This window comes from Haloarchaeobius ordinarius (assembly GCF_051801355.1).
Classification (GTDB): Archaea; Halobacteriota; Halobacteria; order Halobacteriales; family Natrialbaceae; genus Haloarchaeobius.
The window spans coordinates 1,621,021-1,635,392 of record NZ_CP196560.1 but is presented as its reverse complement, the minus strand read 5'-3'; the positions used below and the strand labels follow the sequence as shown (position 1 = coordinate 1,635,392).

Genomic DNA, 14,372 nt, shown 5'->3' with positions numbered 1-14,372 from the left:
ACAGGGGTGGTTCAGAACACTGGGCGAAACGACAGACAAAGCCCTCTGAGTCGATCGAACAGACTCTCTCCGCCGGACCAGTACCACTAATCCCAGCAGAGACACACGGAGGGAGAAGAATCGGACCCTACGACCAGTCGCTCATCGCAGCCACCCCAACAGCTCGTAGTCGTGGTCGGGCGTGTACTTCCGGAACAGCAGGCTGTTCGCGAGCACGGACACCGACGAGAGTGCCATCGCACCGGCAGCCAGCACCGGCTGGAGCAGGCCCAGCGAGGCCAGCGGAATCATCGCGGTGTTGTAGCCGAGCGCCCAGAACAGGTTCTGCTGAATCTTCTGGAGCGTGCCGTCGGAGATGCGGATGGCCTTCACCACGTCGAGCGGGTCGTCACGCATCAGGGTCACGTCGGCGGCCTCGATGGCTACGTCGGTTCCAGACCCGATGGCGGTGCCGACGTAGGCCGTCACGAGGGCGGGTGCGTCGTTCACGCCGTCGCCGACCATCATCGCCTTCGTGCCGTCGGCCTGGATGGCGTCGACCGCGTCGGCCTTGTCCTCGGGGAGGACGCCCGCACTCACGTTCTCGGGGTCGATGCCGACCTCCTCGGCGACGGCGCGGGCGGTCCGCTCGTTGTCGCCGGTGATCATGTGGACCGTGACGCCGCGCTTGCGAAGGGCGGCGACGGCCTCTTTGGCGGTGTCCTTCACGGTGTCCGCATCGGCGACGACGCCGACGACGCGGTCCTCGACAGCCACGAGCATCGCGGTCTTACCCTCGCTCTCCAGCCGGTTCATCGCGTCCTCGGCGGGGGCCGTGTCGATGCCCACGGATTCGAGCAGTTCTCGCTTGCCGACGCGAATCTCCCTGCCTTCGACGGTGGCGACGATACCCTTGCCGGGAACGTTCTCGAAGTCGTCGGCGTCCGCGAGGTCGATACCGCGCTCTCTCGCGCCCTCGACGATGGCCCGGGCGAGCGGGTGTTCGCTGTTCTGCTCGGCGGAGGCGGCCATCCGGAGGACGAAGTCCTCGTCCAGGGTCTCGGGCTCAGTCGTGGCCGTGCCCGCCCCATCAGTTCTTGCGTCGTCCACCACGACCACGTCGGTCAGGCGCATCTCACCGGTGGTGAGCGTCCCGGTCTTGTCGAAGACGACCGTCTCCACGTCCTTCACGCGCTCTAGCACGTCACCGCCCTTGAACAGGACGCCGTTCTGTGCACCGATGGTCGTCCCGACCATGGTTGCTGCGGGGGTGGCGAGCCCGAGGGCACAGGGACAGGCGATGAGCACCGCGGAGGCGAACACGATGATGGCGAACTCCTCCGCGCCGATGACGGCCGGTCCACCGAGGATGACGCCCCACAGGGGCAGGGCGTTGACGAACCCGGCCAGAGCGTCGGGTGCGAGGTACCACACCGCGCCCCAGAACAGGGCGTTCGCGATGACCGCGGGGACGAAGTACGCCGAGATGCGGTCCGCGAGGTTCTGTATCTCGGGCTGGCGCGACTGGGCCTCCTTGACCGTCTTGACGATCTGCTGGATGGCCGTGTCCTCACCGACCTTCGTGGCCTCGACCACGAGCATACCGTTCTCGTTGATGGTCGACCCGACGACCTCGTCGCCGGGCTCTTTCGAGACGGGCACCGATTCGCCGGTGACCATCGACTCGTCCACGGCCGAATCGCCCTCCACGACCACGCCGTCGGTGGGTATCTTCTCGCCGGGACGGACCTTCATGCGGTCGCCGACCTCGACATCCTGGAGGGGGACCTCGCGCTCGGTCCCGTCCTCGTCGACGAGGGTGGCGGTGTCGGCCTCCATCTCCAGCAGGGAGCGCAGCGCCTCGCTGGCCTGCCCTTTCGAGCGGGCCTCGAGGTAGTTCCCGAGCGTGATGAACACGAGGATGAGCGCGGCCGTGTCGAAGTACAGCCCCGCACCCTCGACCGCGAACACGAGCACGCCGAGGCTGTAGAAGTACGCCGTCGAGGACCCGAGCGCGATGAGCACGTCCATGTTCGCGGTCCGGTTCTTCACCAGCGCCTTGTAGGAGTTGCCGTAGAACGGCTTGCCGAGCAGGTACTGCACCGGCGTGGCGAGCGCGAAGGCGACCCACCCGATGGGGAGACCAGTTCCCGGCACCGTCTCGGGGAACACGCCGGGGAAGAACAGGTGCTCGACGAGCATGACGAGCAGGGGAGCGGCGAAGGCGGCCCCGACGAGTGTCAGCCGTTTCTGCGTGCGAATCTCGGCGTCACGCGCCGACTCGCGGGCCTCGTCTTCGCTCTCTCCCTCCTCGTCCCGGACCGGTGTGTAGCCCGCGTCCTCGATGGCCTGGTAGAGGTCGCGCCGGGAGACCGCGCCGGGGACGTACTCGATGCTGGCCTCGTCGGTGGCGAAGTTCACGTCCGCCCGGACGATTCCGGGGGCCCGTTCGAGCGCGTCGTCGATGGTCTCCGCACAGTTCGCACACGACATATCGGTGATACCGACGGTCGTGGTCTCCGAGACCGGCTCGTAGCCGGCGTCCCGGATGGCGTCGAAGACAGCGGCGAGCGACACCTCGCCCGAGTCGTAGGTGACACTCCCCTCGTCGGTCGCGAAGTTGACCGACGCCTCGGTCACCCCGTCGAGCGACGAGACGGCGTCCTGCACCGTCGACGAGCAGTTGGCACAGGACATGCCGGAGATTTCGAGCTGGATGGTCCGTTCTGGCATCTTGGGAGAGACTACGGGCTACTCTTTCAATCGGGTTGTGCTTTCGATGCCCCTGCTAGAAACCCTGGCTGAACTTCGATTCGAAACTACAGCTCGCGTTTCGCGCCAGTGTCGTGCCCGTCTCAGGCCTCCGCTTCCAGACGCTCGTACCGGTCCCGGAACCGGCCCTCGCAGGACGTACAGCAGAAGTTGTACACCGACTCGCCGACCCGCGCCGAGACGCCCTCACTCGTGACGGTGTTGCCGCACTCGGCACACTCGAGGGCGAACTCGGTACCGCCAACACTGGGCGACCAGTCCACGTCCGACAGCAGTTCGACCGACACGTCCTCGATGAGCGTGGTGTCGGTCACCGACGCGAGCCACCGGTCGACCGCCGTGTCGGGCACCCGGGCGTGGAACGTCAGGTCGCCATCTGCCGCCGTGAACAGGTGTTCGACCGCCTCGGCCTCGCGCAGGTCGGCTTTCACCGCGTCGGCCATCCCCGCATCGAGGTCGAGCCGGACCAGCACGGGCGTCCCCTCGCGAAGTTGCGAGCGGTCCACGTCCACGGTGAACCCGCAGATGACGCCGACCTCCCGCAGTCGCTTTACTCTATCCGAGACCGCAGGGCCGGAGAGGCCGACCTGGTCGCCGATGTCGGCGAACGACCGGCGGCCGTCGGCGGCCAGTGCCCGCAGAATCTCCATGTCGGTGTCGTCGAGGTCGCGCATAGCGGGAGCAACGACCCGACGGGTCAAGAGTGTTCGGCCATTTTCGCTTTGGATTCGAAAGTCGATCCGGGGCTGTAGTACTGGCTCACGAACGAAAAGTGGGATAACCGCCGTGTCCCTACCCTCACCCATGACCCAGAGACTGACGGTAGAAGGCATGAGCTGTGGCCACTGCGAACAGACCGTCGAAGACGCCTTGCTCGACGTGGCGGGCGTCGAGGACGCCAGCGCAGACAACGAGACGAACACGGTCACCGTGACCGGTGACGCCCGACTCGAGGACCTCGTGACGGCTGTCGAGGACGCGGGCTACGACGCATCGGCCTAGGACGGCACCCGGTACGGTTCTTCTTCAGGGTTCCGCGACCACGACCAGTCGGTGCGATTCCCGCTCTAGCGCCGACCCGTCGAAGCCACCGTAGAGTGACACCGACGAGAAGCCGACCTGTTCGAGCAGTCGCCGGAGCTCTGCAGGGGCGTACAGCCGCAGGTCCCATGACACCTCACCGATGTCGTCGTAGCCGTCCGCTCGCTCCTGGAACAGCGTCAGGGTCGTCTCCATCCGCCCCGTCTCTGGCGTGTATTCGGCCTCTTCGACGTGGAGGACCCCGTCGTCGCGGCCGGCGAACGAGTGCCGGAAGTTCGCCATCGTCGACTCCTTGTTCGCCAGGTCCATCACCAGCGCGCCGTCGTCGGCGACCCGTTCGTACAGCTCCGCGGCGACCGCTTCGTTGGTCGCCTCGTCGTAGTAGCCGAACGCGGTCCACATGTTCGTGACGAGGTCGTACTCGCCGCCGACCGCGACGAGGTCGCGCATGTCGCCGACTTCGAAGGTCGTCCGCGCCTCGACTCCCGCCCCGGTCGCGCGTTCCCGGGCGGTGTCGACGTACTGCTGGGAGATGTCGACGCCCGTCACCGACACGCCAGCGTCGGCGAGTTCGACGGCGTGGCGGCCGATGCCACAGGCCACGTCGAGCGCGTTCTCGGGGTCGATACCGTGGTCGGCGACGAGGTCGAGGAGCTGGTCGACCTGCTCGTCCGCCTCGTCGACGCGCTGGCGCATGCTCACCGCGAACACCTCGGGGTGCTCGACGAACATCTCCTCTGTCCAGTGAGTCATCAGGTAACACTTCGCAGCCTCCCCAGAAAATACCCGTCGTCGGACGAACCCGTTCAGTAGACGGTGCCAGCGCCGTACACGATGACGACGGCGTCGACCAGCAGCAAGACGGCGACGAGACTGGCCGCGTAGAGGAACGGTTTCGCGTCGGCCGCCGGTGAGCGGACCTTCTTCTCGGAGAAGCCGCCCGCGAGTTTGCTCGCGCCGACCTCACAGAGCCCCGTGAGGACGAGCCAGAGGCCGAGCATGGTCAGGACGAGGTGGCCGCGTGGGCTCCCGAACAGAGAGATGCCACCCCCGTCGCCGATGGTGTAGAGAGTGCCAGCGAGGTGGCCGCCGGTGACGAACAGGAGCAGTGAGGAGCCACGCGTTATCCACCGGAACCGCCCCACGACCGACTCCATGGGGCTCGCGTTCAGCGACCCGTCGAGGGCCGACGGGAGCAAGCCGAGGGTGAGGAAGAGGACACTGCCGGCCCAGGCGGCGGCGGTGACGCTGTGCAACGTCCGCATCACGAGGTCGAGGATTCCTACCATATCCCCGGGATGTGTCCGTGACGCGAAAAGCGTTGACTATTCCGCCGCGGTCGCACAGTCGGCACAGAGCAACTCGATCGTCGCCGTCTTCGAGCCCAGTACGGTCTCCAGGTCGTTGACCGGGTAGGTCTCGCCACAGCGCTCGCAGTCGGCCATCGGCTGGGAGACGTCGCCGAGCAGGGTGTCCACGTCGAACGCGTCGTCCGTCTCGAGGGGTCCGACCTCGGAGGCGTCTTCACCGGCACGCGCAGTGGTGTCGCTAGCCGGGTCGCCGAAAGACGTCCCGGGTGCGTCGGCCTCGACGACGCTGACCAGCGCCTCGTGGAGGAACTCGCCAGCGAGGTCGTCCGGAAGCCCGGCGTTGCCGTACAGCGCCGCGACCAGTTCGTCGTAGAGCGTCTCGGGAGCGCACCCCTCCCGCTCCGCGACGGCAGCCAGCGCCGCCGCCTCGCGCTCGGCGTCGTCGGCGCTCTCCGTCGGGTCGCGGACGAAGTGGTCCACGACTGCCCGCACCTGTCGGCGCACTGCCGGGGCGGCGCTCCAGCGTGCCGGGAACGCCTCGTCGATTCGGTCGTCCGCGTCGCCGGTCCCGTGAGGCCCGTCGTAGGCTGAGTCGGCATCGGTGGCGACGGCCCCGGACTCGGTCGCCGCGTCAGCGCCGGGAGCGACCGAGCGTCGTCCGGCCGCTGTCCCCCCGAAATCGGCCGCGTCGTCGGTCGGCGCCGAGTGGGACGGCTCCGATGTGACCTGGGTCGGTGGGGTAGAATCGCCCCCCAGTCGGTCGGTCGCGACCGGGTCGGTGACGACCTCGGCCGCGGGCGACGGGGAGCGACGGACTCGCGTCTCCGGGGCGTGTGGGTCCAGTCGGCCGGAAGCGAGGTCACAGAGCACGCTCAGGCCCTCTTGCAGCGACGAAGGCTCGTACCCGCGGCAGTCCGCGTACAGTCGGTCGATTCGGTCGGCGAGTGCCGCAGGTATCTCGACCGTCACGACCGCCTCGTCGGTTTTCTCGCCCTCGTCCATCGTGAACGGACTCGCCGCCGAGACGTATAAATTTCACTGACTCGGGCGCTGGACGTCCCGGTCACTACTGCATCTCCGGATGCCTCCCATCCCCTCTCGACCCGTCTCACCCTCTTCGGATGCGTCTCACCGTCTCCGGATGCGTACCATTAACACCCTGCAGGTCGGAGGTTCGACGATAGACGGACACGATGTGGACCAAGAACCGCCTCGTCCTGTTCGCCGTTGCCATCGCCATCCTGTTAGTCGGGACTACCCTCACCGCCCCGTCGGTCAGTACGCCAGAGTACGAGGAACCGGACACGAACCTCGTGACACTGGGTGAGAGCGACACCGACATCTGGCCGTACGTGGGGCCGAAACGGTCGTTCGACCGGCGTGCGAGTTCCGTCAACCTCGTCGTGCAGGCCGACGCCGACAAGGTCACGAGCCAGCTCAGGGCGGGCGAAACGGGGTGGAACACCAGCGACCCCGTGTTCACCGAGGAGAACCGGTCCGAACGACAGGTGGACAACGGTACCGGCGTCGCCTGGTCCGACGCCTACGGTGCGAAGCGGTACGTCTACTACGAGACCGGGAGCGAGAGCGTCTGGACCGCCCAGACCAGCCAGCTCCACCACGGCGACTACTTCGGCGGCCAGTACCACGTCCGGGTGTACGACCTCCAGCGCGCCGACCGCAACTGGACCGTCGTCCAGGCCCACGCGGAGCACTGGGACTGGTTCACCCTCACTCACACCGTCGACAGCCTCGAAGAGGCCCGCATCACCATCGAACAGGAGTTCATCCACGCACTGGGGGCCAGGGACGTCCAGCGCGTCTACTACGACAACGGTGACACGTACGACCACGACGGCTGGACCACCCTCGTCTACCTCGCCCTCCTGCCGCTGCTCGGGTCGACCGTGTTCGCGCCGACGCTCCAGCGGACGCTCGACCAGCTGTGGACGCGCCAGACCGTCTGGCGGGTCGTCCTGTTCCTGGCGGTTCCCGCGGTCGTGCTCGCGGTCCGCCTCGGCGGCGTCACGGCCGAGAACCTGCTCACGGTCGACCCCGACCTCGTCGTCGCCACGTTCTACCCGGTACTCGTGTTCGGGACGCCCGCCGTCGCGTTCGCGGCCGGCAGTCGACTCCCGTCGACCGACGGGTTCCTGTTCGGGTCGCTCGGCTTCGGCACGGCCGTCGTCGTCGACTACGGGGTCATCGGCGTCTCCGTGCTCCCCATCGAAATCGTGATGCACCGGGTGGGCTGTGCGGTCGCCATCGGGCTGGTCGCCGCCGGCGCCCAGCGGCTCGACGACTTCGACCTCGAACCCGCGCTGGTGGTCGGTTCGGGACTGTGGCTCTTGCTGGTCGTCATGGCACACGTGGTGTGAGTCACCCGCCACCGAATCCACCAGCCAGCAGGCTGTACGCTTTTGTCGGACCCACTCGAATCGTCGGTCCGTGATTCACCGTCCCCGCCAGACACGGGCGTCTCGTCGCCCGACCGAACCCTCTCACCGGTCTCGGGCCCGACCGCGGCGTGATTCGCCGTGATGCCGCGGCTCGCGCACGTCCGCCGAATCGCGAAGACGGAGGTCCGTCGAACCACCCGGAGCGTCGGTGACAGCCGCACCCAGCTGGTGGCGATCGCTCTCACGGTCGCCATGTTCACCGTGTTCGCCGGCGTAGCAGGCTACGCCCTGTTCGTGGCCGGCGAGGCGCTCCGGGCCGGCGACGTCCCCGAGATTCCGGTCGCCGGCGGTATCGTCGGCATCGTCCGCGGTGCCGTCGGCCTCGCGTTCGTCTTCCTGGTCGTCATGAGCATCGTCAGGACCGTCGGCAAGCGCGCGACCGTCGACGAACCGGCCGCGCTGTTGCTCGCCAGCCGGGTCCGGGACGTGGTTCCCGCAATCGTCTGCACGGAGTTCGTCCTCTTCATGTCCTGGATACTGCCGCCGATAGCGGTCCTCGTCGCCGGCTTCAGCTACGGAGCGCAGGCACCGCTGGTCGCGCTCTCCCTGCCCGTCATCCTGGTCGGTGTCGCGCTCCCTGCGATCTGGGTCGGGTTCCTGCTCGGGCTGGTCGCTCACCACCTCGTGACGCGGTACCCGCCGCTGGCGCGTCACCGGACCGCGCTGGTCGTGGTCGCGTTCCTCGCCTACTTCGGGCTGATATTCACGGGGTCGTTCGACGAGGCGGTCGCGATGCTGTTCGAGCCGGTCCAGGCGTCACCCCTGTCGTGGTACGGCGACCTGTTGTTGCTCGGCGTCCCGAACGTCTCGCCGTCGCCCCTCCGAATCGGTGCCGCCGTGGTCGCAACGGTCGCACTGCTGCCGCTGTTGCAGGTCGCGTCGGTGACCGTCGCGTCGTTCCACTGGTTCTCGGACCCGGCCCGCGAGGCAGACGACGAGGACGACGAGACGGTGACGGCGACCGGCGGGCGCACGCACCGCGGGACCAGTACCGCGTCGGGGGTCGTCACGCGACTGCTCCGGCCGCTCGACCGGCCGACGCGCCAGATAGTCAACGTCGCGTGGGTTCGGACCCGCCGCGCCCCCATCAAACTGCTCTACCTCGCGTACCCGCTGTTCGGGTTCCTCCAGCAGTTCGCGACCATCGTCGAGACCCGGCAAGTCCCCGAGCACATGCCGTTCTTGCTGGCACTGTACGTCGCCTGGGGGGCCGCGATGGCGTTCACGCTCAACCCGCTGGGCGACGACGGGCCGGTGCTCCCTGCGACCCTGAGTTCGCCGCTCTCGGGTCGCCAGTTCGTCGCGGGACACGTCCTCGCCGGGGTGATTCCGGGCGTCCCGGTCGCGCTGGCCGTGGTCGGCGGGAGCGCGCTCGCCAGCCCGCTCTCACCGACGATGACGCTGGCCGCGGTCGGGGTCGGCGTGCTCGGGGCCGTCTTCGCGCCGGTGCTCGCCGCGGGCATCGGCGTGTCGTTCCCCCGGTTCGGGAGCGTGCAGGTCGCCGGGAACCGGAAGGCAGTCGTCCCGAGCAAGACCGCCATGCTGGTGTTCACGCTGGCGCTCATGGTCGTCGCGTTCGGCGCGGCCGTCGCGTTCGTCCCACTCGCGAGGGAGGTCGTCGTCGCGATTCTGGGACTGCTCGTCGGCTTCGTGACCCCGTGGGAACTCGCGCTCTCGCCCGGAACGGTCCAGCCGGTCGGCTACGTACTGGTGCTCGCTGGTGTCGTCTCACCCGTCGCGTCCTACCGCTACGCGGTCGCACACTACGAGACGTACACGATGGATTGAACGGGTGAAAGAGGACGGGTCAGCGGAACCGTTCGGGCGTCAGCCGCGGCAACTGTTTTCGAATCACAGTGTAGCCCAGCGAGACGAGCAGGCCGCCCAAGACGAGCCGGCGGACGACGCCGTCGAAGACGAGCAGGCCGGGGACTGCCAGCACCGCGCCGACGAGGAAGTCCTCGGGTGCGCCGTCGTACCGGATGTATCGTCTCGGTTCGACCCAGCGCTTCAGGGGATGGACGTAGACGGCGCGGGTCGAGGTTGCCTCCCACGGTCGCAGTTCGAGTCCGCCGCCGAGGGCGTCGCTGGCCGAGTGGATAGCCGCGGCGGCGAGGAACACCGCGACGCCGACCGTCGTCGGGGTCGGTGCCAGCACCGCAACGACGGCCGCCGGGAGGGTCGCCACTGAATACCACACCGGAAAGTGCAGTGTCTTGCGGTGGACCGCCGCCATGTCGAGGTCGGGGAAGGTGCCGCCCGCGAGCCCCGCGATGGCCGCGACGAGCCCGAACTCGGGCGCGACGGCGTTGACGGCCACTGCCAGAAGGAGTCCCACGAACGCGTGGGTGGTCGCCATCATGTAGAACCGGGTACGGCTGCCGACGAGAAAACCCTGTCCTCAGCAGGGTTTTTTCACCTGGCGCGCCAACAGGGGGCCATGTCGCTGACACTGTACCAGCTCGACGGCTGTCCGTGGTGTGAGAAGGTCGCCGACCGGCTCGACGAACTCGGGATGGACTACGAGAGCGTCTGGGTCGAGGCGCTCCACTCCGAGCGCGACGAGGTCAAGCGCGTCTCCGGCCAGCGTGCCGTCCCGGTCCTCGTCGACGACGAGACCGGCGTGACGATGAACGAGTCCGCGAACATCCTCGAGTACCTGAACACGACCTACGCCGAGGCGTAGACCGGCGAACCGTTCGACCACCTCGTTCTGCGACCGAAAACAGTACCATCTCCGCCCCGTAGCTGTCAGGCATGCCCACACCGACCGCCGGTGACGACGCCCTGGCCGACTTCTCTCCCGACCGCGAGTACGCCCGCGCCCTCGACGACACAGACTCCCTTTCGGGCCTCCGCGAGCGGTTCTCCGTCCCCGAGGACGAACGCTACATGGACGGGAACTCCCTCGGTCTCTGCTCGGCCGACGCCGAGGCGGCCATCGACCGGGTCGTCGCGGCGTGGAAAGACCTCGCCATCCGCGGCTGGACCGACGCCGATCCCGACTGGTTCCACTACGGCGAGCGCCTCGGTGCTCGTCTCGCCCCGCTCGTCGGAGCACAGGAGTCCGAGGTCGTCGTCGGCAACTCCACGACGGTCAACATCCACACGCTCGTCGGGACGATGCTCGACGAATACGAGGGGACGACCGTCCTCGTCAACGACCTCGACTTCCCGACCGACCACTACGCCATCGCGGCCCAGTTGCGCCAGCGCGGCCTCGACCCCGACGAACACCTGCTTCGCGTCGAGAGCGAGGACGGCCGAACCATCACGGCCGACGCGGTCGAAGTCGCCCTCGAGACGCACGACGTGGACATCGTGTTCATGCCCACGGTGCTGTACCGGTCCGGGCAACTGCTCGACGTGGCGCGCATCACCGAACTCGCCCACGAGCACGGTGCCGTCGCCGGGTTCGACGCGGCACACTCGGTCGGCGTGGTTCCGCACTCGTTCGACGACGTCGGCGTCGACTTCGCGGTCTGGTGTACCTACAAGTATCTGAACGCTGGCCCCGGCGCACTCGCGGGGCTGTACGTGAACGAACGTCACTTCGGGGCCGAGCCGGCGCTGGCGGGCTGGTGGGGCCACGACAAGGCGACCCAGTTCGAGATGAACCACGAGTTCACCCCCGCGGCCGACGCCGGAGCGTGGCAGATTGGCACGATTCCGGTGCTCGCGGCCGCGCCGCTCGACGGCTCGCTGGACGTGACCCACGACGCCGGCATCGAGGCGCTCCGCGAGAAATCGACCCTGCTGACGGAGTACCTGATTCGCCTCGCCGACGAGCGCCTGTCGGACCTGGGGTACGCGGTCGGGACCCCGCGCGACCCCGACCGCCGGGGCGGGCACGTCGCGCTCGAACACGACGAGGCGTACCGCATCAGCCAGGCGCTCAGGGACCGGGGCGTCGTCGTGGACTACCGCCCGCCGAACGTCGTCCGGGTCGCGCCCTCGCCGTACTACGTCGGGTTCGAGGAAGTGTGGACCGTGGCCGAGGACCTTCGCGCTATCGCGGCAGACAGGCGATTCGAGCACTACGAGCCGCAGTCGGGCGGCGTGACGTAGTCGACGCGGCCGAACAAAAGAATGGAGTTTCGAGAACTCAGTCGTCTTCGATGTCGATGGTCTCTGCTTCGTCCGCTTCCTCCTCGGCTGCCTCGTCGACGTCGAGTTCGACGGGTTCCGTCTTGGCCGCTTTCGCCTTGTCTTCGGCACGGTCGGCGAGGATGTAGCCGAACAGGCCGCCGACGAGCATTCCGAGGCCGGAGGCGCGGGCCGACTCGACGTACCAGTCGCGGGGTTCGAGTTCGCCCGTGTTCTCGAACGTCGGCGCGAGCACGAGTCGCTGGGCGAGTTTCGCGGCCTTGCGGGGGAACAGGAGACTGACCAGACCATACACGGCGGTCGCGGCGGAGGCGACCTTTCGAATCTTCGGGGAGCCGAGCATGACGGGGGCTACGTCGTCCACGGGGAAAAACCCCGACCAACCGGCAGGGCCGGCGAACCGGCGGTCGGCCGCTCACTCCTCGGTCGGGAACTCCTCACTCCCGTCCATCCACGCCGACCCGCCGTCGCCGCCGCCCGTCTTGTACACGCCGCGGGCGTTCGCGACCACGTTCCCGGATACGTCCTCGACGGTCACGTCGACGGTCGCCACGTCGCCGCCGCTCCGGACGACTTCGGCCTCGGCGACGAGGTCGTCCGTGGCGGGCGCGAGGTGGTCGATGCGGATGTCGATGGTGGGCGTCGGGCGATGGACCAGCGAGATGATGGCCGCGCCGCCGACGTGGTCCGCGAGGGAGTGGACGACCCCGCCGTGGGCGACGATTCGCCCCGGCACCGACGAGTGCTCCTCGCCGAGTTCGAGGACGCCGCGTGCGTAGCCGTCGGCGGCCTCGGTGAGGTCGATGCCGAGGTGTTCGGCGTAGGGCATCGCGTCGAAGATGTCTGCGACAGTCATGGACGGGTGAACGAGAGCCTCCGTGAAACCGTTTCGGCAACGGGAACAAACACGACCGCCGTGGTAATCGTGAGCGGCCGCGAGGGCGACGGTCCCGTGGACCGGACCGGGTCGCCTGCTCTCCAGCATCGTGGCGGACGATGCAGTAGCCAGCAACCTGACGGGCGACCCGTTATCCCGGATGGTGACATCTCTCTGTACATGGCCACGCGCACCGTCCAGCCCACCCCCGCGTGGAAGGTGGGCGCACTCCTCGTCCTCGCCGGCGTCGTCCTGCTGCTGGACACGACCGGGCTCTTTCCGCTCGACATCACGGCCCTCGTCCCGACGTTCCTGCTCGCCTTCGGGGTCTACGTCCTGTTCGCCCGCGAGTTCACCCGCGTATTCTGGCCGCTCGTTCTGGTCACGGTCGCACTGGGCTGGCAGCTGGTCGCACTCGGCGTGACCACGGAGGCCCGGGTCTGGGACTACTGGCCCGTCTTCCTCATCATCCTCGGCGTCTCGGTCATCGTCCGTCGCCGCCAGCAGGTGTACCGCATCGACGACGTGTGGTTCACCAACCACGGCATCGACTTCGAAGACCTCGACACCCGGGAGGTCATCGCCGTCTTCGACGACGCGTTCGTCGACCTCCGCGAGGCCGACGCACCCGTCGCGGTCGAGTGCGTGGCGATATTCGGCGACGTGACCGTTCTGGTGCCGGACGACTGGACCGTCGCCACGACCGCCATCGAGGTGGTCGGCGACGTGGAAGACCTGCGACTGGACCACCCGACGGACGACCCCGACGCCGTCATCGACGGCCTCACCGTGTTCGGCGACGTGGTGGTGCGGTGAAATTCGCCGGAACGACTGGCCGACGAATCACAATCCCTACGTGCCCACCTGTCCCAGCGTGAGCCATGCAACTGGGCGTAATCGGTCTCGGCAGGATGGGCCGCATCGTGGTCGACCGTGTGCTGGACGCCGGCCACGACGTGGTCGCGTTCGACCTCGACGACGACGCGGTGGCGGCCGCCGCCGACGCGGGCGCGACGCCCGCCGACTCGGTCCGCGGACTGGCGAACGAACTCGGCGACGACAAGCGCATCTGGCTGATGGTGCCGGCCGGCGAACCGGTCGACGCCGCACTCGACGACCTCGACCCGCTGCTCGACGACGACGACATCGTGGTCGACGGCGGGAACTCGCACTTCGAGGACTCCGTGCGGCGCGCCGAATCGACCGACGCGGCGTACCTCGACTGCGGGACCTCCGGCGGCCCCGCGGGCGCAGAACTCGGCTTCTCGCTGATGGTCGGCGGCCCACAGTGGGCCTACGACGAACTGGTCCCCGTCTTCGACGCCGTCGCGACCGGCCCCGACGGGCACGACCGCATGGGCCCCGCCGGCTCTGGCCACTACGTCAAGATGGTCCACAACGGCGTCGAGTACGTGCTGATGCAGGCTTACGGCGAGGGCTTCGAACTGCTCGCCAACGGCCGGTACGACCTCGACCTCGAGGCCGTCTCGCGCACCTGGAACAACGGCGCAGTCATCCGCTCGTGGCTGCTCGAGTTGTGCGAGGAGGCGTTCCGCGAGGAAGGCAACGACCTGGGCGACGTGGCCGACCACGTCGCGGGTGGGTCGACAGGCACGTGGACGGTTCAGGAGGCGCTCGAACAGGAGATTCCCGTCCCGCTCATCTACCAGTCACTCGCCGAGCGCTTTGGCTCCCGTGCACCGGAGCAGGGCCGGTTCTCGCGGCGACTGGCGAACCGCCTGCGCTACGGCTTCGGTCGGCACGAGGTCGCACGCGACTGATTTCGTCAGCACCGTCACGGCTGGAAGATTTTTAAGGGCAGGGAGA

The 14,372-nt window shown here is 68.1% G+C and carries 15 protein-coding genes; 7 read left to right on the top strand and 8 right to left on the bottom strand.

Translation table 11 applies throughout. The features are described 5' to 3' along the window. Nucleotides 1-141: 141 nt before the first annotated feature. Together ACSC1R_RS08515 and ACSC1R_RS08510 are read right to left on the bottom strand one after the other, a co-directional pair. Nucleotides 142-2,712, bottom strand: a complete 2,571-nt coding sequence (locus ACSC1R_RS08515; protein ID WP_439028634.1) for a heavy metal translocating P-type ATPase — start codon at nt 2,710-2,712, stop codon at nt 142-144. A 122-nt stretch (nt 2,713-2,834) separates the two neighbouring features. Beyond that, a complete protein-coding gene (locus ACSC1R_RS08510; RefSeq protein ID WP_439028633.1) occupies nt 2,835-3,425 on the bottom strand; it encodes an AsnC family transcriptional regulator in 591 nt (196 codons plus the stop codon). Nucleotides 3,426-3,555: 130 nt separating this feature from the next. On the opposite strand from ACSC1R_RS08510, the gene ACSC1R_RS08505 reads away from it, so the two are divergent. Then, entirely contained in the window at nt 3,556-3,753 is a 198-nt protein-coding gene (locus ACSC1R_RS08505) for a heavy-metal-associated domain-containing protein (protein ID WP_439028632.1), read from the top strand. Nucleotides 3,754-3,777: 24 nt separating this feature from the next. Here ACSC1R_RS08505 and ACSC1R_RS08500 read toward each other — a convergent pair whose 3' ends face one another. Genes ACSC1R_RS08500 through ACSC1R_RS08490 form a run of 3 tightly spaced genes read right to left on the bottom strand, consistent with a single transcriptional unit; the run spans nt 3,778 to nt 6,104 of the window. After that, nucleotides 3,778-4,545, bottom strand: coding sequence for a class I SAM-dependent methyltransferase (locus ACSC1R_RS08500; protein ID WP_439028631.1), 768 nt, complete (start codon nt 4,543-4,545; stop codon nt 3,778-3,780). A 53-nt stretch (nt 4,546-4,598) separates the two neighbouring features. Beyond that, nucleotides 4,599-5,081 (bottom strand): transporter, encoded by a 483-nt coding sequence (locus ACSC1R_RS08495; protein WP_439028630.1) that lies wholly within the window; start codon nt 5,079-5,081, stop codon nt 4,599-4,601. Between the two features lie 36 nt (nt 5,082-5,117). After that, nucleotides 5,118-6,104: a hypothetical protein gene (locus tag ACSC1R_RS08490; RefSeq protein ID WP_439028629.1), complete on the bottom strand. Its 987-nt coding sequence runs from the start codon at nt 6,102-6,104 to the stop codon at nt 5,118-5,120. Nucleotides 6,105-6,295: 191 nt separating this feature from the next. On the opposite strand from ACSC1R_RS08490, the gene ACSC1R_RS08485 reads away from it, so the two are divergent. Then, nucleotides 6,296-7,480, top strand: a complete 1,185-nt coding sequence (locus tag ACSC1R_RS08485) for a hypothetical protein (RefSeq protein ID WP_439028628.1) — start codon at nt 6,296-6,298, stop codon at nt 7,478-7,480. Between the two features lie 162 nt (nt 7,481-7,642). After that, complete coding sequence (locus ACSC1R_RS08480) at nt 7,643-9,349, top strand: hypothetical protein (RefSeq protein ID WP_439028627.1); 1,707 nt, start codon at nt 7,643-7,645, stop codon at nt 9,347-9,349. Between the two features lie 19 nt (nt 9,350-9,368). Here the strand turns inward: ACSC1R_RS08480 and ACSC1R_RS08475 are convergent, their stop codons facing one another. After that, nucleotides 9,369-9,923, bottom strand: coding sequence for a metal-dependent hydrolase (locus ACSC1R_RS08475; RefSeq protein ID WP_439028626.1), 555 nt, complete (start codon nt 9,921-9,923; stop codon nt 9,369-9,371). Between the two features lie 78 nt (nt 9,924-10,001). Here ACSC1R_RS08475 and ACSC1R_RS08470 point away from each other — a divergent pair, with 78 nt between their 5' ends. Beyond that, the gene (locus ACSC1R_RS08470) at nt 10,002-10,247 is read left to right on the top strand and encodes a glutaredoxin family protein (RefSeq protein ID WP_439028625.1); all 246 of its coding nucleotides are present in this window, start codon (nt 10,002-10,004) and stop codon (nt 10,245-10,247) included. Between the two features lie 71 nt (nt 10,248-10,318). After that, the gene (gene kynU, locus ACSC1R_RS08465) at nt 10,319-11,629 is read left to right on the top strand and encodes a kynureninase (protein WP_439028624.1); all 1,311 of its coding nucleotides are present in this window, start codon (nt 10,319-10,321) and stop codon (nt 11,627-11,629) included. 37 nt (nt 11,630-11,666) lie between these two features. Here the strand turns inward: kynU and ACSC1R_RS08460 are convergent, their stop codons facing one another. Further along, on the bottom strand, nt 11,667-12,032 hold the full coding sequence (locus ACSC1R_RS08460; RefSeq protein WP_439028623.1) for a hypothetical protein: 366 nt from the start codon (nt 12,030-12,032) through the stop codon (nt 11,667-11,669). 51 nt (nt 12,033-12,083) lie between these two features. Then, on the bottom strand, nt 12,084-12,524 hold the full coding sequence (locus ACSC1R_RS08455; RefSeq protein ID WP_439028622.1) for a PaaI family thioesterase: 441 nt from the start codon (nt 12,522-12,524) through the stop codon (nt 12,084-12,086). A 201-nt stretch (nt 12,525-12,725) separates the two neighbouring features. Between ACSC1R_RS08455 and ACSC1R_RS08450 the strand changes: the two genes are divergently transcribed. Then, nucleotides 12,726-13,361: a LiaF transmembrane domain-containing protein gene (locus tag ACSC1R_RS08450; RefSeq protein ID WP_439028621.1), complete on the top strand. Its 636-nt coding sequence runs from the start codon at nt 12,726-12,728 to the stop codon at nt 13,359-13,361. A 65-nt stretch (nt 13,362-13,426) separates the two neighbouring features. Beyond that, on the top strand, nt 13,427-14,326 hold the full coding sequence (gene gnd / locus ACSC1R_RS08445; RefSeq protein WP_439028620.1) for a phosphogluconate dehydrogenase (NAD(+)-dependent, decarboxylating): 900 nt from the start codon (nt 13,427-13,429) through the stop codon (nt 14,324-14,326). The last annotated feature ends 46 nt before the right edge of the window (nt 14,327-14,372 follow it).

What these genes read in the sequence shown, in the direction of transcription:
- ACSC1R_RS08515 (WP_439028634.1), bottom strand. Translation starts at nt 2,712, where the DNA reads ATGCCAGAACGGACCATCCAGCTCGAAATCTCCGGCATGTCCTGTGCC.
- ACSC1R_RS08510 (WP_439028633.1), bottom strand. Translation starts at nt 3,425, where the DNA reads ATGCGCGACCTCGACGACACCGACATGGAGATTCTGCGGGCACTGGCC.
- ACSC1R_RS08505 (WP_439028632.1), top strand. Translation starts at nt 3,556, where the DNA reads ATGACCCAGAGACTGACGGTAGAAGGCATGAGCTGTGGCCACTGCGAA.
- ACSC1R_RS08500 (WP_439028631.1), bottom strand. Translation starts at nt 4,545, where the DNA reads ATGACTCACTGGACAGAGGAGATGTTCGTCGAGCACCCCGAGGTGTTC.
- ACSC1R_RS08495 (WP_439028630.1), bottom strand. Translation starts at nt 5,081, where the DNA reads ATGGTAGGAATCCTCGACCTCGTGATGCGGACGTTGCACAGCGTCACC.
- ACSC1R_RS08490 (WP_439028629.1), bottom strand. Translation starts at nt 6,104, where the DNA reads ATGGACGAGGGCGAGAAAACCGACGAGGCGGTCGTGACGGTCGAGATA.
- ACSC1R_RS08485 (WP_439028628.1), top strand. Translation starts at nt 6,296, where the DNA reads ATGTGGACCAAGAACCGCCTCGTCCTGTTCGCCGTTGCCATCGCCATC.
- ACSC1R_RS08480 (WP_439028627.1), top strand. Translation starts at nt 7,643, where the DNA reads ATGCCGCGGCTCGCGCACGTCCGCCGAATCGCGAAGACGGAGGTCCGT.
- ACSC1R_RS08475 (WP_439028626.1), bottom strand. Translation starts at nt 9,923, where the DNA reads ATGATGGCGACCACCCACGCGTTCGTGGGACTCCTTCTGGCAGTGGCC.
- ACSC1R_RS08470 (WP_439028625.1), top strand. Translation starts at nt 10,002, where the DNA reads ATGTCGCTGACACTGTACCAGCTCGACGGCTGTCCGTGGTGTGAGAAG.
- kynU (WP_439028624.1), top strand. Translation starts at nt 10,319, where the DNA reads ATGCCCACACCGACCGCCGGTGACGACGCCCTGGCCGACTTCTCTCCC.
- ACSC1R_RS08455 (WP_439028622.1), bottom strand. Translation starts at nt 12,524, where the DNA reads ATGACTGTCGCAGACATCTTCGACGCGATGCCCTACGCCGAACACCTC.
- ACSC1R_RS08450 (WP_439028621.1), top strand. Translation starts at nt 12,726, where the DNA reads ATGGCCACGCGCACCGTCCAGCCCACCCCCGCGTGGAAGGTGGGCGCA.
- gnd (WP_439028620.1), top strand. Translation starts at nt 13,427, where the DNA reads ATGCAACTGGGCGTAATCGGTCTCGGCAGGATGGGCCGCATCGTGGTC.